Source organism: Sphingomonas sp. GW821-FHT10F09 (assembly GCF_058809195.1).
This window is the reverse complement of record NZ_JBXASI010000002.1, coordinates 254600-278013: the sequence shown is the minus strand read 5'-3', so window position 1 is coordinate 278013 and position 23414 is coordinate 254600. Positions and strand designations below refer to the sequence as shown.

Annotated in this window: 22 protein-coding genes; 6 read left to right on the top strand and 16 right to left on the bottom strand. The window is 71.3% G+C overall.

The genetic code is table 11. From position 1 onward, the window contains the following. Nucleotides 1-6: 6 nt before the first annotated feature. Together AC1RTO_RS09355 and AC1RTO_RS09350 are read right to left on the bottom strand one after the other, a co-directional pair. The gene (locus AC1RTO_RS09355) at nt 7-2355 is read right to left on the bottom strand and encodes a putative bifunctional diguanylate cyclase/phosphodiesterase (protein WP_493160601.1); all 2349 of its coding nucleotides are present in this window, start codon (nt 2353-2355) and stop codon (nt 7-9) included. Beyond that, on the bottom strand, nt 2355-2951 hold the full coding sequence (locus AC1RTO_RS09350; protein WP_493160600.1) for a methylamine utilization protein: 597 nt from the start codon (nt 2949-2951) through the stop codon (nt 2355-2357). Before AC1RTO_RS09350 ends, AC1RTO_RS09355 begins: the two co-directional genes overlap by 1 nt. 116 nt (nt 2952-3067) lie before the next feature. Between AC1RTO_RS09350 and AC1RTO_RS09345 the strand changes: the two genes are divergently transcribed. Together AC1RTO_RS09345 and AC1RTO_RS09340 are read left to right on the top strand one after the other, a co-directional pair. Beyond that, the gene (locus tag AC1RTO_RS09345; protein WP_493160599.1) at nt 3068-3922 is read left to right on the top strand and encodes a DUF3034 family protein; all 855 of its coding nucleotides are present in this window, start codon (nt 3068-3070) and stop codon (nt 3920-3922) included. A gap of 46 nt (nt 3923-3968) precedes the next feature. After that, on the top strand, nt 3969-4457 hold the full coding sequence (locus tag AC1RTO_RS09340; RefSeq protein ID WP_493160598.1) for a group I truncated hemoglobin: 489 nt from the start codon (nt 3969-3971) through the stop codon (nt 4455-4457). A 13-nt stretch (nt 4458-4470) separates the two neighbouring features. On the opposite strand, the gene AC1RTO_RS09335 is transcribed toward AC1RTO_RS09340, so the two are convergent. The 9 genes from AC1RTO_RS09335 to AC1RTO_RS09295 all read right to left on the bottom strand — a co-directional run bounded on the left by AC1RTO_RS09335 (nt 4471) and on the right by AC1RTO_RS09295 (nt 15621). After that, nucleotides 4471-6192 carry a carboxypeptidase regulatory-like domain-containing protein gene (locus AC1RTO_RS09335; protein WP_493160597.1) on the bottom strand — a complete coding sequence of 574 codons (1722 nt, stop codon included), beginning with the start codon at nt 6190-6192 and terminating at the stop codon, nt 4471-4473. Beyond that, nucleotides 6189-8288, bottom strand: coding sequence for a DUF4175 domain-containing protein (locus AC1RTO_RS09330; RefSeq protein ID WP_493160596.1), 2100 nt, complete (start codon nt 8286-8288; stop codon nt 6189-6191). Before AC1RTO_RS09330 ends, AC1RTO_RS09335 begins: the two co-directional genes overlap by 4 nt. Continuing rightward, nucleotides 8285-9376: a BatA domain-containing protein gene (locus tag AC1RTO_RS09325; RefSeq protein WP_493160595.1), complete on the bottom strand. Its 1092-nt coding sequence runs from the start codon at nt 9374-9376 to the stop codon at nt 8285-8287. Before AC1RTO_RS09325 ends, AC1RTO_RS09330 begins: the two co-directional genes overlap by 4 nt. A gap of 2 nt (nt 9377-9378) precedes the next feature. Then, nucleotides 9379-10254 (bottom strand): DUF58 domain-containing protein, encoded by an 876-nt coding sequence (locus tag AC1RTO_RS09320; protein ID WP_493160594.1) that lies wholly within the window; start codon nt 10252-10254, stop codon nt 9379-9381. Continuing rightward, a complete protein-coding gene (locus AC1RTO_RS09315; RefSeq protein ID WP_493160593.1) occupies nt 10247-11233 on the bottom strand; it encodes an AAA family ATPase in 987 nt (328 codons plus the stop codon). The genes AC1RTO_RS09320 and AC1RTO_RS09315 overlap by 8 nt, the downstream gene beginning before the upstream one ends. 7 nt (nt 11234-11240) lie before the next feature. Continuing rightward, nucleotides 11241-11936 (bottom strand): DUF4159 domain-containing protein, encoded by a 696-nt coding sequence (locus AC1RTO_RS09310; protein WP_493160592.1) that lies wholly within the window; start codon nt 11934-11936, stop codon nt 11241-11243. 100 nt (nt 11937-12036) lie between these two features. Further along, nucleotides 12037-13371 (bottom strand): TldD/PmbA family protein, encoded by a 1335-nt coding sequence (locus AC1RTO_RS09305; RefSeq protein ID WP_493160591.1) that lies wholly within the window; start codon nt 13369-13371, stop codon nt 12037-12039. Between the two features lie 14 nt (nt 13372-13385). After that, a complete protein-coding gene (locus AC1RTO_RS09300) occupies nt 13386-15020 on the bottom strand; it encodes a TldD/PmbA family protein (RefSeq protein ID WP_493160590.1) in 1635 nt (544 codons plus the stop codon). Between the two features lie 190 nt (nt 15021-15210). Then, the gene (locus AC1RTO_RS09295) at nt 15211-15621 is read right to left on the bottom strand and encodes a DUF3597 family protein (RefSeq protein ID WP_493160589.1); all 411 of its coding nucleotides are present in this window, start codon (nt 15619-15621) and stop codon (nt 15211-15213) included. Between the two features lie 123 nt (nt 15622-15744). Here AC1RTO_RS09295 and AC1RTO_RS09290 point away from each other — a divergent pair, with 123 nt between their 5' ends. Next, entirely contained in the window at nt 15745-16341 is a 597-nt protein-coding gene (locus AC1RTO_RS09290; RefSeq protein ID WP_493160588.1) for a DUF4142 domain-containing protein, read from the top strand. 77 nt (nt 16342-16418) lie between these two features. Here AC1RTO_RS09290 and AC1RTO_RS09285 read toward each other — a convergent pair whose 3' ends face one another. The 3 genes from AC1RTO_RS09285 to AC1RTO_RS09275 form a co-directional block, all read right to left on the bottom strand. Beyond that, nucleotides 16419-16709, bottom strand: coding sequence for a CsbD family protein (locus AC1RTO_RS09285; RefSeq protein WP_493160587.1), 291 nt, complete (start codon nt 16707-16709; stop codon nt 16419-16421). A gap of 73 nt (nt 16710-16782) precedes the next feature. Continuing rightward, nucleotides 16783-17166, bottom strand: a complete 384-nt coding sequence (locus AC1RTO_RS09280) for a reverse transcriptase-like protein (RefSeq protein ID WP_493160586.1) — start codon at nt 17164-17166, stop codon at nt 16783-16785. Further along, nucleotides 17163-18068, bottom strand: coding sequence for a type 1 glutamine amidotransferase (locus AC1RTO_RS09275; RefSeq protein WP_493160585.1), 906 nt, complete (start codon nt 18066-18068; stop codon nt 17163-17165). The genes AC1RTO_RS09280 and AC1RTO_RS09275 overlap by 4 nt, the downstream gene beginning before the upstream one ends. A gap of 46 nt (nt 18069-18114) precedes the next feature. On the opposite strand from AC1RTO_RS09275, the gene AC1RTO_RS09270 reads away from it, so the two are divergent. Together AC1RTO_RS09270 and AC1RTO_RS09265 are read left to right on the top strand one after the other, a co-directional pair. Then, on the top strand, nt 18115-18432 hold the full coding sequence (locus AC1RTO_RS09270) for a hypothetical protein (RefSeq protein ID WP_493160584.1): 318 nt from the start codon (nt 18115-18117) through the stop codon (nt 18430-18432). Continuing rightward, nucleotides 18429-19493 carry a spore photoproduct lyase family protein gene (locus tag AC1RTO_RS09265; RefSeq protein ID WP_493160583.1) on the top strand — a complete coding sequence of 355 codons (1065 nt, stop codon included), beginning with the start codon at nt 18429-18431 and terminating at the stop codon, nt 19491-19493. Before AC1RTO_RS09270 ends, AC1RTO_RS09265 begins: the two co-directional genes overlap by 4 nt. Nucleotides 19494-19503: 10 nt before the next feature. Here the strand turns inward: AC1RTO_RS09265 and AC1RTO_RS09260 are convergent, their stop codons facing one another. Both AC1RTO_RS09260 and AC1RTO_RS09255 read right to left on the bottom strand, forming a co-directional pair. Then, nucleotides 19504-22002, bottom strand: coding sequence for an ABC transporter permease (locus AC1RTO_RS09260; protein ID WP_493160582.1), 2499 nt, complete (start codon nt 22000-22002; stop codon nt 19504-19506). Further along, complete coding sequence (locus AC1RTO_RS09255; protein WP_493160581.1) at nt 21999-22661, bottom strand: ABC transporter ATP-binding protein; 663 nt, start codon at nt 22659-22661, stop codon at nt 21999-22001. The genes AC1RTO_RS09260 and AC1RTO_RS09255 overlap by 4 nt, the downstream gene beginning before the upstream one ends. On the opposite strand from AC1RTO_RS09255, the gene AC1RTO_RS09250 reads away from it, so the two are divergent. After that, nucleotides 22660-23382, top strand: coding sequence for an arylesterase (locus AC1RTO_RS09250; protein ID WP_493160580.1), 723 nt, complete (start codon nt 22660-22662; stop codon nt 23380-23382). The two genes, AC1RTO_RS09255 and AC1RTO_RS09250, sit on opposite strands and share 2 nt — an antisense overlap. Nucleotides 23383-23414 lie beyond the last annotated feature (32 nt).

Below are 23414 nucleotides of genomic sequence, written 5' to 3'. Positions count from 1 at the left end.
TGCCCGTCAGGCGGCTTTCGCGAGGCGGGCGGGCAGCAGGCGGGCGATCGCGTCATATTCGACCGGGCGGCTGAGCAGGAAGCCCTGGATGCTGTCGCAGCCCTGCCCGCGCAGGCAACCGAGCTGGTCGGCATCCTCGACCCCCTCCGCGGTAATCTCCATGTCCAGCGCCGCGGCGAGGTCGACGATCGCGCGCACGATCGCCGCGCTGCTCGCATCGGCGGCGACATGGGTGACGAACGATCGGTCGATCTTGATCTTGTCGAACGGGAAGCTGCGCAGATAGCTGAGCGAGGAATAGCCGGTGCCGAAATCGTCGAGCGCGACGCGGACGCCGATCGCGCGCAGCTGGTGCAGCAGCCCCAGCACATGGTCCTCGCCGTCGAGGAAGACCGATTCGGTGATCTCGATCTCCAGCCGGCGCGGCGGCAGGCCGGTGCGGGCCAGTGCCTGCATGACGATCGCGGCGAAACCCTGGCTGCGGAACTGGAGCGGCGAGACGTTGATCGCGACGCGGACGTGATCGGGCCAGTCGACCGCGTGGCGGCATGCCTCGTGCAGCACCCATTCGCCGATGCCGACGATCAGGCCGGTATCCTCGGCGACCGGGATGAACTCGACCGGCGACACCTCGCCGCGGGTCGGATGCTTCCAGCGCAGCAACGATTCGAAGCCGCCGATCCGGTCGGCCTTGAGGTCGTAGATCGGCTGGAAGTTGAGGCGGAACTGGCCGGTCATCAGCGCCTCGCGCAGGTCCAGCTCCATCTGGCGCCGCTTGCGCGCGGCGATGTCGAGCGCCTCTTCGAAGAAGCGGAAGACGCCATGGCCGTCCTTCTTGGCGCGGTAGAGCGCGAGGTCGGCGTTCTTGAGCAGCTGGTCGGGATCGGTGCCGTCGGCGGGCGACAATGCGATGCCGATGCTGAAGCCGGTGGCGATCTGGTGGCCCGCGGTCTCGACCGGGCGGGCGACCGCGTCGAGGATCGCCTGCGCCAGCCCGCGCGGGCGATCCGCCTCATGACGGCCCGCCAGGATGATCGCGAATTCGTCGCCGCCCAATCGGGAGACAAGGCCGTCGGGCGCCAGCCGGGTGAGCAGCGCGCCGAGCGCGCCGAGCAGCGCATCGCCGACCGGATGGCCGAGCGTGTCGTTGACGCCCTTGAACCCGTCGAGGTCGAGGCACAACACCGCGACCTGCTCGCCTGCCTGCCCCGAGCGGGCGGCGCGGGCGAGCGCCTGGTCGAGCGCCTGACGGAACGAGGTGCGGTTGGGCAGGCCGGTGAGCGTGTCGTGGAAGGCGAGATGCGAGATGCGGTTCTCGCGATCGACGATGCCCTGCGACATGCGGTTGAAGCTCTGCGCCAGCCGGCCGATCTCGTCCTCGCCGGTCACCGTCACCTCGGTCCGCGCGCCCTCCTCCAGCGTGCGGGCGGCGGCGTCGAGTTCGAACAGCGGCCGGGTGATCCGGCGCGCGAGCCGCAGGCTGCCGAGCACGACCAGCGCGATGCCGATCAGCCCGGCGAGCGCGAGGCCCGCCTGCAACGGCAGATAGGGCGCGAGCGCCGCCTGCAACGGATAGCGGATCAGCAGCGCGGCATCGGCGCGGCCGTTCGGGCCGGCGAGCGGCTTGGCGATGGCGAAGGCGCGGCCGCCCGGCAGGGCGAGCGTCACCAGCCGGCGCGCGGACTGCGAGGCCGCGACCAGCGCATCGACCGCGGGATCGGGCCCGATCGAGCCGTCCGTCGACTGCCAGCCCCCGGCGGCGTCGCGATACAGCATGGTCGCGGTCAGCGGGATCGCGGACAATCGCTCCAGCCCGCGCATCTCCGCAGCGTCGAGCGGCAGCGCGAGCACGACCGAGCCGATCTGCATCGGCGCCAGCACCGGTGAGACGATGACCCGATAGATACGGCCCTGCGACACCAGCACCGCGTCGTGGCGGCCGTCCCCCATCCGGTCGGGCAGGCCGGCGATGGCGGCGGCGAGCGGCCCCGCCGCGCCGACGACGCTGCCGTCCTGTTCGACCACCATCGCGCGCTGCACCCCGGCGCGGGCGCGCAGCGTCGCCAGTGCCGATTCGATCGTCGGCCGGTCGCCGGTCGCCACAGCGGTGCGGAAACCGAAATCGTGCGCGAGCACGTCGGCGGTGCCGGCGAGCGTCTTCGCCCGCAGCGCCCACAGGCCGTCGTAGACGCTGCCGCTCGCCGCCAGCTCCGCCGAGACGGAAGAGCGCGCATGCGTCCAGATCATCACCTGCGCGGTGACGCCGAGCACGGCGAGCGCGAGCGCGAACATGCCGGTGTACAGCACCGCGAGCCGTCCCCGGAGCGTCCGGAACCGCGGGCGAGGCAGGCGCATCAGCGGCGGATCGTCAGCGTCGTGGCATAGCCGGCGGCGGGCACCATCGCCGCCTGCGCCAGCACGTTACCCGATGCGCGGATCGACGGCGACCACAGCCGCAGCGTCACCGCACCGGCGGGAACGCCCGGAATGGTCACCCGGCCCTGCGCATCGGTGCGCGCGTAGAAGGGCGTCGCGGTAACGATGACGAAGCCGCTCATCGTATCGTGGATGTTGCAGCCGAGCGCGACGACGCCGGGCGTGCCGAAGACGATGCTGCGCTGGTCCTCGCGGCCGTACAGCTTGAGGTCGAACCGCTTCGCCTTCGAAAAGGAATAGACGTGGTGCCGCACCGAATCGCGGTTGGGAAAGGCGACCTGCGCGCCGACCGGGACGATCAGCACGTGCGGCTGAAAGGCGATCTGCTTCTGCTCCATCACATAGGGTCCGTGCGGCACCGGGCGCGGCGCGGCGGCACTGTCGACCAGCACGACGCCGTCGGTCAGCGGCGTGCCGTCGGCCTGACGGATGGTGATCGTCACCGTCGCGGAATGTGCGGCGGCCGGCGCGATCGCAGCGACGACGGCAAAGGCGGAAAGGAAACGGATACGCATCATCCGCCCGTATCGGGTCCGGCGTTGCGAATTGCTGAAGGCCACCCTCACAGAACATTTACCATATCGGTTGCAATGATTTCACCATGTTGAGTGTAACCGTATCGCGTATCGCCATGACCGCGACCCTGATCGTCGCATCGGCGCAGCCCGCGCTTGCCAACCAGCGTCGCGGCGGCGGCAAGCTGCTGCTGACCAACGGCGTCTCTTCGATCGAGGGCGCGGCGGGCGGCGGGCTGGCGACATGGGCGGTGATCGCGGGCAACGAGACCGAGGACGGGATCGGCGGCACCGCGCATGCGACCTATGTCGCGCTGCCCGATTTCGACCTGACCAGCGCGGGCGCCGCGATCGGCGTGTCGGACCGGATCGAACTCTCCTATGCCTATCAGCGGTTCGACACCCGTGCCGCCGGCGCGGCGCTGGGGCTGGGGCGCGGGTTCACCTTCGGCCAGCATATCGTCGGGGCCAAGGTGAAGCTGGTCGGCGATGCCGTCTGGGCGCAGGACACGCCGCTGCCGCAGATCGCGGCGGGCGTGCAGTACAGGATCGCCGAACGCGGCGCGGTGGTGAAGGCGGTGGGCGCGGCCGGGACGCGGAACGCGGACCTCTATGTCGCGGCGACCAAGCTGTGGCTGGCGCAGGGCATCGTCGTGGATGCGACCGTCCGCTTCACCAAGGCGAACCAGCTGGGACTGCTCGGCTTCGGCGGCCCCAAGGGCAACGACCGGACCGCGCAATTCGAGGGATCGCTCGCCAAGATGCTGAGCCGCAAGCTGGTGGTCGGCGCGGAATATCGCACCCGGCCGGACAATCTCGGCTTTGCGGAGGAGGACGACGGCTACGACCTGTTCGCCGCCTGGGCGGTGCACCGCAACGTGTCGCTGACCGCCGCCTATGTCGACCTGGGCGACATCGCGACGGTGCGCCGGCAGCGCGGGCTGTTCCTGTCCGTCCAGGGCGGATTCTGACCGGCGCCGTCATGCGCCGACCTTCACCTTCGATAGGGACTATCCGATGATCGCCATGCTCCTGTTCCTCGGCCTGCAGGCCGCGCCGCCCGCCGGCGAGCAGCCGGTCGCGCCCTATGTCCAGTCCGACGCCAATGCCGGGGCGACGCCGTTCGCGGGCGAGCGGATGTGGCGTGCGTTCCACGGCCAGGCGGGGGTCGACCGGATCGTCGAGGATATGGTGGCGCGCAACATCGCCGATCCGCGGATCAGCGACATCTTCAAGGGGCAGGACCTCGTCCGCCTGCGCCGCACGCTGAAGGAGCAATTCTGCTACATCCTCGGCGGCGGCTGCCGTTACAGCGGGCGGACGATGCGCGCGGCACATACCGACATGGGCGTGCAGCATGCCGACATGGCAGCGCTGGTCGAGAATCTGCAGGCGGCGATGCGCACCGAGCATGTCGGCTTCGCCGCGCAGAACCGCTTCCTCGCCAAGCTGGCGCCGATGCATCGCGACGTCGTCAAGATCCGCGGCACGCGTCCGGCGGAGTGACCGGGCACCGTCGCTAGCGGCGGCGCCGCTCCAGCCACCACAACAGGCCCGCGGCGGCGAGGAACGGCAGGAACCAGCGCCACGACGGTCCGTGCTCCACGGGAGATGCCGGGCCCGCCCGCACGGCGCGCGCGCCGACGAGGGCGAGCGTCGCGTCGCGGCGCGCGGCGGCGCGGACCTGCGGCAGGGCATCGGCGGGATGAACGTAGAGCGGGCGGCCGGCGACGCGGTGCCAGCCGGGCGCGAGCGGCCAATAGCCGGCACAGCCGCTCGGCGCGGGGTCGGCGATCAGGGCGGTCGTCGTGCCATCGGGCGCGATCGCGCGCGCATCGGCGCCGAGGCCGCAGATTGTCGTGCGCTCCCCCGCCCAGGCGAGCGGAGCGACATCGGGCATTGATGGCGTGCCGCGACCCACGGTGGTGGCGAGCATGCTCCACAAATCGGCATGCGCATCGCCGTTGCCGCTGGTGACCAGCGCGAAACTGTCCAGCAGCGTGAGCATTGCGACGCGGCCACGACCGACGTTGCGCCACGCGGCATAGGGCGTGCCGCGCGCGTCGCGGAGCAGCGGAATGCCGGCGATCGTCGTGGCGATGCGGCTCAACTCCGGCACCTCGCCGAGCGGCGCGGCGCTGTCGGCGGGAGCGTCGCGGCTGCCGGGGCCACGGCGGGCGGCGAGCGCAGCCTGGCTGGGCGCGGCGGGGGCGAGGCGCAGCGGCACCGTCGCCGCGCCGCCGCCCGCGGCAAGGCCGAACACCTGCCAGCCGCGCGGCACGGGCCCGGTCAGCCGCACGACCAGCCCCATGCCGCCACGCACCGCCTGCGCCAGCGCGGCACGCCCCCCACCGCCGAGTGCCGCCCAGCTGCGATCGTCGAGAATGGCAAGGTCGTAGCCGGCATAGCTTGCGGGTGGGTCGCCCAGCGTCAGCCCGCCGCCCGCCGCCAGCTGCGCCTGCGGCGTCAGGCCGGCATCGGCGGCCCAGCGGCGCAGGAACTTGACCTCCGGCCCCGGCGCGCCGGCGAGGATCAGCGCCTTGGCCGGCGTCGTGGCAATGGCGACGAGCGGCACGCGCGCGGTGTTGCCGCCGGCGAGCTGCAGCGTGAACAGCGCCTCACCCGGCACGCGCGCGGTGCCGTGCAGGACGAGCGTGCCGTCCGCAGCCGGGCGGGCGGTATCGACAATGCGGCCGGCAGGATCGCGTAACGTGGCGGCGGCGCCACCCTCGACCCGCGCGACCACGGCGAAGCGCGCGCCGGGCGCGACCGGCGCCGGGGGCGTGAGCGCGACGAGGCCCCGCGGGACCGGCGGCGGCGCATAACGGACCGCGACCTGCATCGCTGCCGGCCGGTCGCGCGCGACGAGCCCGCTGCCGACGACGCGGATCGCAACCGCGCCGGGATGATGGCGCAGCGCCGTGCCGAGGTCGGGTTCGCGCCGTGCCCCCGCGATCGCGCCTGCCTCCGGCAGCGCGATCAGGGTTTCGTCGGGCGCGGCGGCGATCAGTCGTGGCGCGCCGGCGGTGGCGATCACCAGCCGGTCGGCGGCGACGGACCGCGATGGCGCGAACAGGGTCATGTAGACGAGGCCGGCGACGATGGCCTGCAACGCCGCGAGCGTCGCGATCCGCCAGCGCGGGCTGCGGACGGTGGCGCGCCGCTGCCAGCGCCACAGCCGCAGCCATGCCGCGGCGACCGCGAGGCAGAGCAGCGCGGCGGCGATCCGCTCGGGCGTCATGGCAACGCATCCAGATAACGGCGCCCGACCGCATCGCCGGCCTCGCGGCGGGCGAAGCCGGGTGCGGGCCGCGGCAGTGCCTGCCACAGCTGGCCACGCAGCGCCTCGCGACAACGCGCGCAGTCCGGCTGCCGGCGCAGCGTATCGACCGCACCGGCCAGCGCCAGTGGATCGGGCACACGCGCGCCGCCGCGCAGCCAGCGCGACAGCGCATCGAGCGCCGCCTCCGGCCGCGGTCCGTCGAGCGCGCGCCAGATCGCCGCGGGGGTCGCATCGACCGGATCGGCGGCGGCGGGCGGCAGGGACCGCGCGCCCATCGCACCGCGCTCGCCGGTCAGCCGCCGCGCCATGTCGACCGCGGGCAGGTCTGTGCCGGTGCGCGCGAGGAAGATGCGCGTCGCCTGCTGCACCTGCTTGATGAAGCGCAGCGCTTTATAGGCGAAGGGCAGAGCCTTGCGCGGCTCGCCCTGCCGCAGCGCGACCTCGGATTGCCACATATTGTCGAGCGCCTGGCGCAGCGTCGCGCGAGTGCCGGGATCAAGCAGCGTCGCCGCCTCCGCCTCGTCATGGGTGTGGCCATAATCGGCGGTGACGTCCGTCCCCGTGCCGAAGGCCGGCGGGGAGTGACCGGGCGCGTCGTGATCGTGCGTATCGGCGTCGGGCTTCGCACCGTCCTCCTCATCATTGGTCGGCATCGCATTGGTGGCACCGCCGCCGACCTCCTCGCCCATGAACTGGCCGTAGCGCATGCGGAGCAGCCGCTGATCGGCGCCGATCGCATCGGAGCGGGACAGGAAGCGATCGGCGGGGGGGCGCGGCCGTTCGCCTAGCAGCGCCTCGGCATCGATGATGATCTGGCGCTGGCTGCGGAAATAGGCGGGCATGACCTGGCGGGTCATCGCCTCCAGCCCGCCGCCCTGCGCCGCGGCGGCCGGCGGGCGGCGAAGGATGACGCTGGGGCCGCGCACCGTCTGCGGCGCCGGGGCGCGGGTGTCGGCGACGATGATTTGCGCGACGATATCCCCCGCTTCGGTGAAGCCCAGTGCCGCGAAATCGAGGTGCGCGGCGAAGCGGCGCGCGCGCGGGTTGCCACTGCCGGCGAGGGTGAGCAGCCGTTCGGAGAAGCGGACGTTCTCCCCCTCCCCTTGCGCGACGACGATGCGCAGGCGGGCGGCGGCGCCGACGCCGTAATCGTCGGTGGCGACGAAGGCAATGGCGGCGCTGCGCTGGCCCGGTGGCAGCATGGTCAGCGGCGTGCGCGGCGTATCCAGCCGCACCTGCGGCGGGCGATCGGGGATCGTATCGATCCGGTGAAGCGGCGGCACGCCGGCCTGCTCGGCGCCCACCGGCGTGACGCGGTACAGCAGGGGCGCGTCGGCGCGGTGATCGACGCGCCAGTCGCTGCCGTCGCGGCGGAGCGGGATCGCCGTGCGTCCCACTGTCGCCAGCGTGGCGCCGCGCGGGTCGGGCGCGAAGCGGAGCGTCCACCGCAGCACGGACCCCGCCGGCACGCGCGCGTCGAGCGTCGCCGACGTCCGTGGCGGCAGGCCGGTATAGGCGGGCGGCACCACCGCCAGCGCCTGCGCGACGAGGCGCGGCACGCCGGGGGCCGCCGGCAGCCCTTCCTGCGCGGGGGCGAGCGTCGCCGCGGGGCGCTGCGGCCATGCCAGCACCAGCGCGGCGGCGATCAGCGCGACGGCGGCGATCGCGACGACCGCCCGCGGATCGCGCACGGGGACGGGCGGCGGCATCGCCTCGGCGCGGGCGGCGATGCGGGTGCGTTGAAGGCGCTGCAACGGCGACAGCGCGCCGGGGTCGGTGAACAGGAGGTCGCTGCTATCCTCCAGATCGCGGCGCGCGGCGTCGAGCGCTGCGATCAGCCAGCGGCGATCGAACCGGCGGCTTCGCCGCTGCGCGATGCCGGCGGCGATGGCGAGGGTCAGGGCGAGGAGCGCCAGCGCCACGACGATGCCGCCGGTGCGCCACCCGATCGCCGCGACCAATAGCGCGAGCGGCACGCCGATCGCTGCGGTGTCGCGCCACGCATGTCGCCGCGCCGGGCGCGTCCAGTGTGCGGTCAGCGCCTCGCCGCTCATGGCGCGGCCGCCCGTGTCGGACGGGTGGCGAGCCAGCGCTCGACGCCGAACAACGCCGCGACCGCGACGGCGAGCCACGGCCAGAGCGGATGGACGGGCGGCAGCGGTACGGGCGCACCGGTCTGCGGCGTATAGGCGTCGGCAGGCACGCGCGCCGGATCGGGCGTGGGAGCGAACAGCGCGGCGAGGCGGCGGGGGAAATCGGGTTCCAGCAGCGGCGGCATCGCTGCGGGGGTCAGTGCGCGGGTGAAGCGGAGGAGACGGCCGCGACCGAGCGGCTGCGCCTCGACCAGCGGGGCACCGGCGGCGTCGCGCCAGACGATCGTCGTGGCGGCGGCCGGAACGATGGTGTCGCGCCCGACGAGGACGGTGTGACCGGCCGAAACATGGTCGCTGGCCATCCGCGGCAGGGCGCCCGACCCCAGCCAGATCAGCGACCGGCCCCCGGCTACATCCGTCATCCCGCCGATATCGGTGCTGCCGAGCGCGCGGACGGCGGCGGCGATGTAGCGCGATCCGGGAACGGCGGGATCGTAGCGGAGCGCGATCTGCACCGCGGGCGTCGCGCGCGGCGGTGCCCTGCCCTCGCCGGCGATCCGCCACGTCACCGCGCGCGACAGCCGCGGCCGTTCCGCATCGGCGCCGTCGAGGAGGCGCGGGACGACGATCGTCAGCGGCGCGCTCGCCGGCAGGTCCGCGTCGAGTTGGCGGATCAGGCTCGCGATCGGCTGGCGGCCCATCGGCGCGGGCGTGTCGATCGCGGGGAAGCCGGGCGCGAGCCAGATGCGGCGGGCCGTGCCGGCCGCCGGCACCGCCGCGCCGGGCGCGACCGCGATCACCGCCTCCGCCTCCTCGTGGCCGGTCAGCACCGGTTGCGCGAGCACCGTTGCGATTCCCCCGAGCAGCAGCAGGCGCACCGCGAGCAGCAGCCATTCGTCGAAGCGCGGCCGATGCCGTGGCCGCGGCTTCTGGCGCAACCAGCGCAGCGCGGCGAAGTCGGTCGGCGTCTGTTCGGTCCGCCGCGCCAAATGCAGGACGAGCGGCAACAACAGGCTCGCCAGCGCGGCAAGACCGAGGGGAAAAAGCATACTCACCGCGACACGCGTCCGAACAGCGCGTGCAACGGCGTGTCGAGCGGCTGGTCGAGGACGAGTGTCGCGTGGCGGATGCCGGCGGCGGACAGCGCGGCGGCGAGATCGGCCTGCGCCGCGCCGAAGCGGGCGAGATAGTCGGCGCGCAGCGCGACGGCGTCGCCGAGTAGCTCCTCGCCCGTCTCGGGATCGCGGAAACGATAGCCGCCGTCGAGGTCGAAATCGCGTTCGGTGACGGTCAGGATCTGGATCGCGAGCACCTCGCGCCCCGCCGCCGCGAGCTTGCGCGCGAGCGCGAGGCAGGCGGGGTCGAACCAGTCGGACAGGATCGCAACCAGGTCGCGGCCGCCGATCCGGTCCCACAAGGGGGCGAGCGCGGCGTCGGCGGGAAAACCGCCGCCTGCCTCGAGCCCGTGAAGCGCCAGATGGAGGCGGTCGCGCTGGCGCGCACCGTTGGCGGTGGGGACGAGGGCGAGCCCGGTGTCGCGCAGCGTCGCCAGCGCGAACCGGTCGCCCTGCGCCAGCGCCAGTTCGGCGAGCGCGGCGGCAAGGCTCCTGGCGGCATCGAACCGGCAATACGGCGTCGCATCCGACTGGTTCATCGAGGCACTGGCGTCGAGCAATATCCAGAGCGCCACCGGGCTTTCCCGTTCGGCCTCGCGCACGAAGAACTTGTCCGAGCGGCCGTAGAGCTTCCAGTCGATCTGGCGCGGTTCGTCGCCCGGCTCGTAGGGGCGATACTGCGCGAACTCCAGCCCGCTGCCGCGCGACCGGCTGGCGTGGAGGCCGAGGCCACGATCGCCGACCGCACGGCGGGCAACGATCGCCAGCCCCTTCAGCCGATGGCGGACGTCGGCCGGTATCAGCTCAGGCACCGGGTCCTCGAACCGCGGCGAGCAGGCGGTCAATTACGGCATCGGGGCTGACCCCCTCCGCTTCGGCGGCGAAGGCGAGGATCAGTCGGTGGCGCAGCACCGGCGCGGCGAGCGCGGCGACATCCTCGCGCGTCGCCGCGAGCCGGCCGTGCAGCAGCGCGCGCGCTTTCGCGGCAAGGACCAGCGACTGGCCGGCACGCGGGCCGGCGCCCCAACGAACGTAGCTGCGCAGCGCATCGGGCATCGCCGCGCCGGGGCGGGTCGCGCGGACCAGCCGCGTGATCCAGTCGAGCAGGTCGGGGCCGAGATGGACGTCGCGGACCAGCGCCTGGATCGCGAGTACATCCTCGCCCGCCATCACCCGCGGCACCTGCGCAAGACCGCTGCCGGTGGTCGCGGCGAGGATATCACGCTCCTCCGCCTCCGTCGGATAATCGAGGCGGACGTGGAGCAGGAAGCGGTCGAGCTGCGCCTCGGGCAAGGGATAGGTGCCGGCTTGTTCGATCGGATTCTGCGTCGCGAGCACGAAGAACGGGCGGGGCAATGTATAGGTGGTGCCGCCGTAGCTGACGGTGCGCTCCTGCATCGCCTCCAGCAGCGCCGCCTGCGTCTTGGGCGGCGTACGGTTGAGTTCGTCCGCGAGCAGCAGATTGGTGAAGACCGGGCCCTGCTGGAAGCGGAAATGGCGTTTGCCGGTGCCGTGATCCTCCTCCAGCAATTCGGTGCCGAGGATGTCGCTCGGCATCAGGTCGGGCGTGAACTGGACGCGGCGGAAATCGAGGTGGAGCGCCTCGCCGAGCGAGCGGACCAGCAGGGTCTTGCCGAGGCCGGGCACGCCCTCCAGCAGGCAATGGCCACCGGCGATCAGGCCGATCAGCAATTGCTCGACCACCGCCGCCTGCCCGACGATCGCCTGCCCGATCGCGGCGCGCAGATCCGTGAGCGTCGACAAACGGGCTTCGATATCGGCTTCGGTCATGCGGCCCTCACGCGTTCAGCGCGTACATCACGATGTTGACGGCGAATTTCGTGTTGTCCTGCGCGAGGAAGCGTTTGTTGCGCCAGTCGTAGTCCCATTCGCACCCGTAATCCTTGTTGCTGTAGAGCAGGCCGAGCCGGCCATCGATGGTGATGCCCTTCAGATAATCGTGGACGAGGTCGTCGCCCCAGCCGTTCAGTTCGAACCCGGTGTTGGGCGGCCCGTCGAACTTGAAGAAGCTGGTATAGATCGGGTGTTTGCGCGGCAATTTCGCGAGCGCCTTCGGCCCGAAGAGGCTGCGCATCTGGCGTTCGAAGCTCTGCGCGAAGAGGCCGTCGATATCGTGGTTGCAGTCGTCGACCAGCACGAAGCCGCCGCTACGGACATAGCGTTCGAAGTTGCGGCGTTCGGCGGCGTTGAATTCCACCAGGCGGTGGCCGGCCATGTAGCAGAAGGGCGCGGTCAGCATCTTGGGATCGGCGAGCGCGACGACGCGCTCCTTCGGATCGATCCGCAGGTTGGTATAGTCGACCAGTGATGTCAGCAGGTTGCTCGGCATGCGCTGGTCGACGTCCCAGTCGCCGCTGTCGTAGCGCAGCCGGGTGAACCAGAAGTCGTAGGCGCCCGCCGCCGTGGCCGCGCGGGGGACCAGAGCAGAGGCGAGCGCGGCGATGCTGGCGCGCAGGAACTGCTGGCGGGTCACCCTCACCCTTCCCGCTGCCTTACGGCAGCAGGCCCCTTCCCTTTCCTGGTGGGCAAGGGAGGGAGCGGCGCAGCCGCGGAAGGGTGAGGGTGAGCGACATTCACACCGCGTCCGACAGCGAGGTGAAGGTGAAGTCGCGCAGCCGCATCGGCGGCAGCATCATGATCGTGTCGCCCTCGTCGCCCTTCACCCGCACCGGCTTGCCGAGTTCGTCGATGTTGTTGAGCATGATGACCGGGCTTTCGTTGAAGCGGAAGTTCTTCAACGGATATTTGATCTCGCCATTCTCGATATAGAAGGTGCCGTCGCGGGTCAGGCCGGTGAGCAACACGGTCTGCGGATCGACCATGCGGATGTACCACGTCCGGGTGACGAGGATGCCCTTCTGCGTACCGCGGACCAGATCGGCGGTCGATTTGGTGCCGCCCTCCATGATGATGTTGCCGGGCGAGGGCGTCGCCGGCTTGCCCTGCTTCTGCGCCCAGTAGCGCGAGTAGTCGAGGTTCGCGATCTTGCCGTTCTGGACGATCTGGAGCCGCGCACGCGGCAGGCCTTCGCTGTCCCAAGGCAGCGCCGGCACGTCGGGATGGCCCGGATCGGCGTAGATGTTGACGCGCGGATCGAACACCTGCTCGCCGAGTTTGTTGCCGCCGCCCTTCTTCGACAGGAAGCTGCGGCCCTCGTCGGCTTCGCGCGCGCCGAAGAAGTTGAACATGAACCCGATCAGCCCCGCCGCGGCGGCGGGTTCGAGGATGACGGTGTACTTGCCCGGCTCCAGCGCGCGGGCATCGACCGATCCCGCCGCCTTGCGCGCGGCGGTACGGATGTCGGTCGAGGGAACGAAGGTGCCGACGTCCTGCACGTTGCGGCCGACCCAGCCGGAACCGCGGCCGTCCTCGCTGCGGACGGTGCAGGTGTAATCGACGCCGCTCGCGCGCTGATAGCCGAAATTCCCCTTGGAATTGGCGAAGGCGACGAAGCTCTGGCCGTCCTGCAGGAAGCCCGCGGCGATCAGCTTCTGCGCCTTGCACGCCGCGATCGAATCGCCTGCCACCTTGGCGCGATATTCCGGCGTGATGTCGGCAGTGGTCTGGCTGAACGTCGGCGTCGCCTTGTACGCCTGCTTGTCGACCGCGGGCACGAATTCGGGGTTCTGGGGCGCGAGGCGGGCGAGTTCCTCGGCACGGCGCACGACGCGTTCCAGCGAGGCGTCGTCAAAGGCGTTGATCGTCGCGGTGCCGACGCGCTTGCCGAACGCGACCTGCACCGCGAGGTCGGCGTTCGACACGATGCCGCTGGTCGAGATGTTATTCAGGGCGAAGCGGATGTTGCCGTCGACCGAGCCGGTCAGCTCGGCCGTGCATTCGTCCGCCTTCGACAGCGCAACGCACTTGGTCAGGATGGCGCGCGCCTGTGCTTCGGTGAAGATTGCCATGATCCTATGTCTCCTCAGCCGAGCGAACGGGCGGTGTTGATGACGTTGATGCCGTTGAAGCGCGCGGTCGAGGACCCGTGGCTCACCGTCGACACCTGCGACGGCTGCCCCTTGCCGTCGAAGAAGCTTCCTCCCATCCGGTAGTCGCTGGCATCGCAGACGCCGACGCAGGCGTTCCAGAATTCCGGCGTGCGGATCTGATAGGCGACATCCTCGATCTGCTGCGTGATCTTGCCGTTCTTGATCTCGTAGAACAGCTGGCCGCCGAATTGCGCATTGTAGCGCTGCTGATCGATCGAGAAGCTGCCGTCGCCGACGATATAGATGCCGTTCTCGACCCCGCCGATCATGTCTGCGACGCTCTGTTTCTTCTTGCCGGGTTCGAGGCTGACGTTGGGCATGCGCTGGAACTGGACGCTCGACCAGCTGTCTGCATAGCAGCAGCCGTCCGACGCACTCTTGGCGAGCAGCTTCGCCTGATCGCGGATCGCTTCCAGATCGACGAGCTTGCCGTCGCGGATCAGGTCCCACTTCTTCGTCTTCACACCCTCGTCGTCGTAACCGACCGCACCGAGGCTGCCGGTTTGCAGCTTGTCGGCGACGATGTTGACGCTGGGGCTGCCGTACTGGAAGCGCTCCCTGACCTTGTCGAGCGTGACGAAGCTGGTGCCGGCGTAATTCGCCTCGTACCCAAGCACACGGTCGAGCTCGAGCGGATGGCCGACGCTCTCGTGGATCGTCAGCCAAGTGTGCGACGGGTCGAGGACGAGGTCGTACTTGCCCGGCTTGACCGACGGGGCCTTGAGCTTGGCGACCGCCTGTTTCGCCGCGGCGATCGCATCCTCCTTCATGTCGTAGGACAGCCCGTAGTTGACGACGCCGTTGGGCGAGGTGAACTTATCCTTCGCATTGCCATCGAGATATTCGAAGCCCATGCCCATCGGCGCCGACAGGCCCTCGCGGGTGCGGAACTTGCCGCTGGTCTTGTCGATCGCGGTCGCGGTCATCGGCGCCCAGATGCGATGCACGTCCTGATCGATATACGACCCGTCAGTGCTGGCGAAATACTTCTGTTCGTTGACCAGGAACAGCATCGAATTGACGAAGTTGGCGCCCGCGCCCTGTGCGGCGGCGTTGACACCGAGCAGCAGGTCGACCTTGTCCTTGATCGGCACCGTCATCGCGTTCTTGACGATCGGCGTCTTCCAGCTGACCTCGCCGACGCCCGGCGTGGGCGCGAGCTGGACCGGTGCGGTCTGCGTCTTCGCATTCGCCTTGGCGATGGCGACGGCGAGCTGCGCCGCCTTGGCGACCGCCTCCGGCGTCATCTCGTTGGTGGCGGAAAAGCCCCAGGCGCCATCGGCGATGACGCGAACCCCGGTGCCGAGCGATTCGGTGTTGACGACGTTCTGGACGTTCGCCTCACGCGTGATGACGAACTGGCGCATGTAGCGGCCGACGCGGACGTCGCAATAGGTCGCGCCGGCCGATTTGGCGGCGTTGAGCGCGGCATCGGCGAGCCGCTTCTTGACCGCGACGTCGATGGTCGATTGCAGCTCCTCCGCCGCGATCGCGCGGCCGAGGAAGGACGGCAGGACGCCGCCTCCGAGCGCCAGGCCGGTTGCGGCCAGGAAATCGCGTCTGTGCAAGGCTGTCGTCCCCCGGATCGGCGCGCTATCGGCAAATCCGCCCTGCGCGCATGATGTTGCGAGGCGGGCGACTTGCCCGCCTCATACACCGATCATTGCGTGGACCGCGGGGCGGGTCAATCGGGGGCGGTCGATTTTTGTCCCTCGTTACCGATGCCGGTCCCAGGTGACGAGGGACCGGCTCACCGGCTCAGTTGCGCAGGCTGTCCGGCACGATGCCGCCATTCTCGGCGAGCTTCGCCATCACCGCCTTGTGCAGCGCGATATTCTGTTCGGCGCTGCCGTCGTCGCCGGCATGGACGCCGAGTTCCTGACCCAGCTCCTTGCGCGCGGCGAGGCTGGAATCGAGGTCGAGCAACTTGAGCAGGTCGACGATCGAGCTTTGGTAATTGCCGCCGCCGTCCTTCATCGTCGCCATCTCGGACAGGACCGCGCCGACATCGACGGGCTCTGCCGGCGCGGCCGCGGCGGGTGCCGACGTCGGGGCGGCGGGTGCGGCCTGCGTGGTCTGCGGCGCCTGCTGCGGCGCGGCGGGGGTCGCTGCCGGGGCTGCCGGTTTATGGCCGAAGATCTTGCCCATGATGTTGCCGAAAATGCTCAACGTCGTTCTCCTGGATGACTCGGATGCAGCGCCAACGTCGGGCGAGGCGGAACGCTCCCGTTCCGGCGGCGGAACGGGTGGCCGTGCCGGCACGTTGAGGGCGCCGCAGCTAGGGAGACGGAAATGTTGAAGAAAACCATGATGATCCTGTCCGCATCGGCATTGGCGCTCGCCGCCTGCGGTCAGAAGACGGACACCGCCAATACCGCCGACGCAAGCATGGCGACCAACGACACCACGGCCTTCGACGCCGGCAATGCGGGCGTCGCCGACACCAACATGACCGCACCGGCAACCGGCGGGCAGGCCTTCGCCAACACCGCCGCCGCGAGCGACGCGTTCGAGATCGCGACGTCGAAGCTGGCGCTCGACAACAGCAGTTCGGCCGCGGTGAAGAAATACGCCAACCAGATGATCGCCGCGCATACCACGTCGACGGACAAGCTGAAGGCGACGACCGCCGCCCTGTCGCCGGCGATCACCCCGGACCCGACGCTGACCGCCGCGCAGCAGGCGACGGTCGATTCGCTCAAGACGCTGAAGGGCGCGGCATTCGACGCGGCCTATATCAGCGCACAGCAGTCCGGCCACCAGCAGACGCTCGACGCGCTGAAGGCTTATGGCGCGACCGGCGACGTGCCGGCGCTCAAGACCTTCGCGACCGGCCTCACCCCGACGGTGGCAGCGCATCTCAACATGGCGAAGGCGCTGAAGGCCTGATCGCCATCGCCCGATAGACAAAAAAGGGGGCGTCGGTCGAAACCGGCGCCCCCTTTCCGTTAAACGGGCCGCAAGGCTTACGCCTTCTTGCCCCGCAGCGTGTTGAGGATCGCGAGCCCGACGACACCCACGAGGGCCGCGGCGGTCCAGGGGCGATCGTTGGCGAACTTGCGTGCCTTGTCGGCAAGCGGCGCGGCGGCGGCGGCAACGGTTTCCTTGGTATCGCCGATCGTCTTCTGCACCTTGCCGCTCAACTGGTCGGCGACGCCCGCGTTCTGCGTCTGCGTGTCGCCGGTCACATTACCGAACGATTCCTTGACCTTGCCCGTGAGGTCGGTGGCCGTGCCCTCGATCTGATCCTGGTTCATGCCGTTTCTCCTGTGAAATGATTGCGCGCGTCAACGCGCGGGGAGGCCACGGTTTCCGCAGGTGCGAAATGAGCTAGCGCGGATAGCGTCGCGCCAGCGCCTGGCCGGCGAGATTCTTCGATCGGCCGACGTGTTTGACGTGGACGCGGGCGATCCCCGCCACCGTCTCGCGATAGGCGGCAAGGTGGGGCTGGAGATGCGGGCTGCGGCATTTCCAGTGGCCGAGCGCCTGTTCGACGATCGTACGGGCATCGCCGACGAACAGGACGTCCTGCGCGCCCGCATCGCGCGCAATCTCTGCGGCGAGGCGCAGTGCCAGCCATTCCGCGGTGCAATTGTCACCCTGCCCGACGTCGTCGCGGATGTGGCTCTGCCCGCCGGTGACGACGGCGATCTCCATCCGGCCCGGGTTGGGCCGCGCCCCGCCATCGAAATACAGCGTCATCCGGCCAGTCATGCCGCGCGCCGGTGCGGGGCGACCAGCGTCGCGATGAAATTGCCAATCTCGATACGGCGATGCGCTTCGTCGGCGAACTGGCGGTCGAGGCCCAGTTCCCACAGCAAGGCGCGGTCGTCGGGCGCGTCGTGGAGCGCGTCGAGCAGGGCGGCGCGACGCTCGACGCCGGCCGCGTCGTGCGCGAGGCCCGCCGCGATCAGTTCGTCCGCCTGCCGGCGCAGCGCCACCGCGATTTCGCCGGGACTGAGTTCGGGATGATATTGCACGCCCCAGAAGATGCCGCCGTCGTGGCGGATCTCGGCCGCCTGGATACGGGTGACGGCGTTGCCGGCGAGCAGGATGGCCCCTGCGGGCAATTCCTCCACCTCGTCGCCGTGGATCGCGGGGGCGTCCCATGCCGGCGCGCGGCCGGCGAGCAAGGGATGATCGCGGCCCGCGTCGGTGGCGGTGATGCGGCGGGCGACACCGGCCTCGATCCGTTCGGGCATCTTGCGCACCCGCCCGCCCGCCGCGGCAACCGCGAGTTGCAGGCCGGCGCAGGAGCCGAAGGCGGGCGTGCCGCTGGCGTAGACCGCGCGCATGAAGGCGAGCTGGCGCCGCACCTCCGGCGTGTCGTCATAGACGTGGAGCGGCGAACCGGTGACGAAGACCGCATCGTAGCGGGCGATTGCGTGCGGCGGCAGCACCTCCGCCTCGGCATCGGCGGGCGCGACGCGGGTGATCGCAACGCCGGGGTTCATCTGTTCGAGGGTGGCGGCATAGCTTTCGCCGGCGCTGCGACCCGCATGATGGCGGCGGGCGGCGCGTTCGTCGGGGGTTTCGCTCTCGGCGACGAGGAAATGGTACAAGACGGATCTTTCATTGGGGCGCAGGCTGAACGCGCCGGCGGCGATCGGGTGCATCCGGACATGGTTTGACGCGAAACCGGCAGTGGCGCGTTGGGCGGGGATGAGCGAGGCACCGACGACTCCCGATGGCCGTTACCTGATGGTGCGCGGCCGCCTGTGGCGCAAGGCGAACCCCGCCTTGCCGGAGGAGCGGCGCGCGGCGCTCGTTCACGACCTGATGGCGGCGCGGCGGGCGGTTGGCACAGCCCTGCGCGACGGGAACGCGGCCGCGGAGCGGGCGGCACGGGCGCAGGTCGATGCGGCGAAACACGCGCTGGGCGAGCGCGGCCCGGTGTGGTGGGACGACGGCGCACCCGACTTCAATCGGCATATGGCGGCGAACACGCCCTATGCGGCCTGGGCGGAGGCGCAGGCATGAGCGCGCGCGGGCCATGGCTGCCGCAACGCGTGCTGGTGACGCGATCGGCGATGACGCATGCGCATGGCCGTGCCATCGCCGAACGTGCGGCGGCGCTGGGCATCGCGGTGGAGACGCTCGCATCCGACCGGCTGGCGCTCGCCCTGCCCGACGATCCGCGCCGCGCCTACGCGGCGGCGAAGCGGACACTGGCAGTGACGGTGGCACCACCGTCGAAGTTGCGGCTGCAACCGATCGCCCCGTCCGCCGACTGGCGCGTCGATCTGGCCGAAGGGTGCCCGGCACATTGCAGCTATTGCTATCTGGCGGGGTCGCTGAAGGGGCCGCCGATCACCCGCGTCTATGCCAATCTGCCCGAGATCGTCGCGACGCTGCCCCGCTATCTGGGCGAGGGCACGATCACTTCGCGATCGGCGGCGCGCGCGGGCGAAGGCACGACGTACGAGGCGAGCTGCTACACCGACCCGCTCGCGATCGAGCATCTGACGGGGTCGCTCTCGACGCTGATCGCGGCGTTCGGGCAATGGCAGGCCCCGGTGCAGTTGCGCTTCACCACCAAATTCGACGCGGTCGCGCCTCTGCTCGGGCTCGACCATCAGGGGCGGACGCGGATGCGCGCCTCGATCAATCCGGCAGCCTTCGCGCGGTTCGAGGGCGGGACGAGTCCGGTCGCGGCACGGCTGGCGGCGCTCGCGGAGATGGCGCGGGCAGGCTATCCGGTCGGGCTGACGATCGCGCCGATCATCGCCGCCGAGGGATGGCAGGCGGCCTATGGCGACCTGATCGCGGAGGCGGGTGCGATGCTGGGCGCGGTGCCGGGGGTGGATTGCACGATCGAGCTCATCACCCACCGCTACACGCCGGGGTCGAAAACGGTGCTGGACGACTGGTATCCGGGATCGGGGCTCGACATGGGCGCGGCGCAGCGGACCGAGAAGCGGACCAAGTTCGGCTCGGTCAAATATGTCTACGACGCGCCGACGATGACGGCATTGCGCCACTTTTTCACCGCCGCGATCGCGCGCGACCTGCCGTTCGCGCGCGTACTGTACTGGACGTAACGGCGCGGCCTCACACCTGTCGCAGCGCGCGCGCCGGACGGATGCTGAGGATCGGCCACGCGCCCGCCAGTCCGATCGCCAGCGTGATCCCCAGCCCGGCGAGCAGCGTCACGCCGACCGCGACCGGATCGGGCGCCCAGGCGAAATCGAACATCCGCACCACCACATACCACGCGCCGCCGAGGCCAAGCGCGAGCGCGACCAGCGTCACCACTGCACCGAGCAGCAGATATTCCAGCGCCTGCACCGCCAGCAGCTGCCCGCGCGTCGCGCCCAGCGTACGCAGGATGACCGCGTCATAGGTGCGCGCCTCGCGCGCGGCGGCGATCGCGCCGACCAGCACCGCGATGCCGGCGGCGACCGCGACGCCCGCCGCGGCGGCGATCGCGGCGGCGACCTGCCCGACCAGATCGCGCACCTGCGCGAGCACCCCGCGCACCTCGATCACCGACACCGAGGGGAAGGGTGCGAGCAGCGCGCGCGTCACCCTGCCCTCCGCCCCCGGCGGCAGGTCGATCGTCGCGGCGAGGTTATGCGGCGCATCGGCGAGCGTGTTCGGCGAGAAGACCAGCACGAAGTTGAAGCCCAGCGTGTCCCACTGGATCGTCCGGAACGACGCGACGCGCGCGGTCCGCTCGACGCCGAGCAGGCTGACGGTCAGCGGATCGCCGAGCTTGAGGCCGAGCGCCTTCGCCAGCCGCTCGTCGACCGATACGAGCGGCGGCCCGGCATAGTCGCGCGGCCACCAGCGGCCCGCGGCGAGCGTGCTCCCCTCCGGCAACGTCTCGGCATAGGTAAGGCCGCGTTCGCCCCGCAGCGCCCAGGCGCCCTCGGGCAACGTCTTGAGATCGGCGACGCGGATGTCGCGATAGGCGGTGATCGTGCCGCGCAGGATCGGCACCGTCTTCACCACCGCGGCGGGTGCGGCGGCGGTGACGATTCGGCCGAACTCGCCGGCCCGCGGGCGCGGCACGTCGAGTGCGAACAGCGACGGCGCACGGGCGGGAACGGTGGTGGCGATATTGGCGTCGATGCTGGTGCGGATCGCCGCGAGCAATACGAACAGCGTCAGCCCGAGGCCGAGCGCGACGACCAGCGCCTCCGTCCGCGCGCCCGGGCGATGCAGCGCGGCGATGGCGAGGCGGAGCAGCGGCCGGCGCGGTGCCGGCAGGCGGCGGGCGGCGCTGCGCACCAGCCGCCCCAATCCGGCGAGCAGCAGCAGCGCCGCCGCCACCGCGGCGAGGAAGGTCGCCGCCATCGCCGGCTGCGCCGAGCTCGCGACGGCGAGCGCCACCGCCGCGCCGCCCGCGACGACAGCGACGATCCGCCCGGCCCAGGAGCTGGCCCGCATCGGCGCGAGCGCGCCGCGCAGCAGCCCGGCGGCCGGGGTCGCGCCGGCTGCGGCGAGCGGCGGCGCGGCAAAGGCGGCGGCGATCAGCAGGCCATAGGCCGCGGCGCGGAGCAGCGGCCCCGGTTCGGGCGTCAGGTCGGGAACGACGGGCAGCGCGCCCGCCAGTGCCTGGCCGAGCAGCGGCACCGCGGCGATACCGATCGCGAGTCCACCGGCGACCCCGGCGAGCGCCGCCGCACCGATCTCCAGCGCATAGACGCGCGCGACGTCCGCGGTGGTCGCGCCGAGCACCTTCAGCGTCGCGATGCCACCGCGGCGTGCGGCGAGGAACGAGGCGACGCCATTGCCGACGCCGATCCCGGCGATGGCGAGCGCGGCGAGGCCGACGAGGGTCAGGAATTCGCCCATCCGGTCGACGAAGCGTGACGCGCCCGGCGATGCCCGCTCACGCGTCTTCGCTTCCCAGCCGCCCGCCGGAAAGGCGTCGCGAAACCGTTCGGACACCGCCGCGGGGCTACGCCCGGCGGGCAGACGGAGGCGGTAGCGCGTGTCGTACAGGCTGCCGGGCTGGATCAATTGCGTCGCCGGCAGCGTCTGCATCGCGACGATCGCGACCGGGCCGAGCGTAAAGCCCTCGCCCAGGCGGTCGGGTTCGTCGGCGATGACGCCGGCGACGGTCAGCGTCGCCGCGCCGACCCGGAATCGCGCGCCACGCTTCAGACCGAGGCGTTCGGCCAGCGCCGGCACGATCCACGCCTGTCCCGGCGGCGGCCCCGCGACCCGACGGCCATCGGCCAGCGCGATCCGGCCATAGAGCGGATAGGCGCCGTCCACTGCCTTCAACTGGATCGGCGCGGCGGCGCCGCCGGCGACCGCATTGGCCTGCATCCGGATCGTCTCGGACACCGTGCCCGCCGCGGCCATCGCCGCGCGCTCGGCCGGCACCGCGCGACGCTGCGACACCGCGAACTCCACATCGCCGCCGAGGATCACGCCGCCGCGCGACGCCAGCTCGCGCCCGACCGCATCGGCGAGCCCGCCGATCGCCGCCAGCGCGCCGACGCCGAGCAACAGGCAGACGACGAGCAGCCGCAGGCCGCGGAAGCGCCAGTCGAGCTCGCGCCGCGCCAGCGTCCCGGCAAAGCCCCAGCGGCTCACACGATCCGCCCGTCGGCGAGCGTCACCACCCGGTCGCAGCGGGCGGCGAGGCCGCGGTCGTGGGTGATGACCACCAGCGTCGCACCGATCGCGGCGCGACGCGCGAACAGCAGGTCCATGATCCCCGCACCGGTGGCGGTGTCGAGGTTGCCGGTCGGTTCGTCCGCGAACACCAGCGGCGGCCGCGGCCCGAGCGCGCGGGCGATGGCGACGCGCTGCTGCTCGCCGCCCGACAGCTGGGACGGATAATGGTCGAGGCGATGGCCGAGGCCGACCGCGGCCAGTTCCTCCGCGGCGCGCGTCCAGGCGTCCGCGGCGCCGGCCAGCTCCATCGGCACCGCGACATTCTCGCGCGCGGTCATCGTGGGGAGCAGGTGGAAGGCCTGCAGCACGATGCCGATCCGGCCGCGGCGGGCGCGGGCCAGCGCATCCTCGTCGAGCGCACCGAAATCGAGCCCGTCGACGCGGACGCTGCCGCCGCTCGCCCGCTCCAGTCCGGCGAGCACCGCCATCAGCGACGATTTGCCCGATCCCGAAGCGCCGAGCAGCGCGACGCTCTCACCCGGCGCGACCGACAGGTCGATGCCGCGCAGGATGGCGGTGTCGCCCAGCGTCAGCGTGACATCGCGCGCGGCGATCACCATAGCGGATTGGGTCATGACGGAAGGAACAGCCTTGCAGGGAATGAAGCGCTATGCGGCAGCCGCCGCGCTTGTCCAAGCCCTCATGCTGGCGGGATGCCACCAGCCGGCCCCCGCCCCGTCGCCGACACCGACGTCCAGCGCGGCGGCGGCGGTCGCGCGCCCGGCCGGGCCGGAGCGACTGGTGCTGGCGTTCGGCGACAGCCTGTACGCGGGCTACGGCCTCGACCGCGGGCAGAGCCTGCCCGATGCGATCCAGGCGCGGCTGCGCACCCGCGGGATCAACGCGACGATCGTCAACGCCGGGGTTTCTGGCGACACCAGCGCGGCGGGGCGGCAGCGGCTGGGGTTCGTGCTCGACAATCTGCCGCGCAAGCCCGACCTCGTGCTGCTCGGGCTCGGCGGCAACGACGTACTGCGCCAGATCCCGGCGGGGGAGACGCGCGCCAACATGACCGCGATGCTCGACACGTTGCGCGAACGGGGCGTGCCGGTGGTGCTGACCGGCATGAAGGCGCCGCCCAACCTCGGTGCGGACTATGTGACCGCGTTCGACGGCATCTGGCCCGATCTCGCGCGGCGCGACCGGGCGGGGCTGTACCCGTTCGTCCTCGACGGCGTGATCGGCGACCCGGCATTAATGCAGGCGGATCGCGTGCACCCCAATGCCGCCGGCGTCGCCCGGATCGCCGACCGGGTGACGCCGCTGGTCGCGCAACGGCTGGCGCCGGCGGGTTGACGGAACGTCGCGGGTTCCGCTGCGCTATAGGC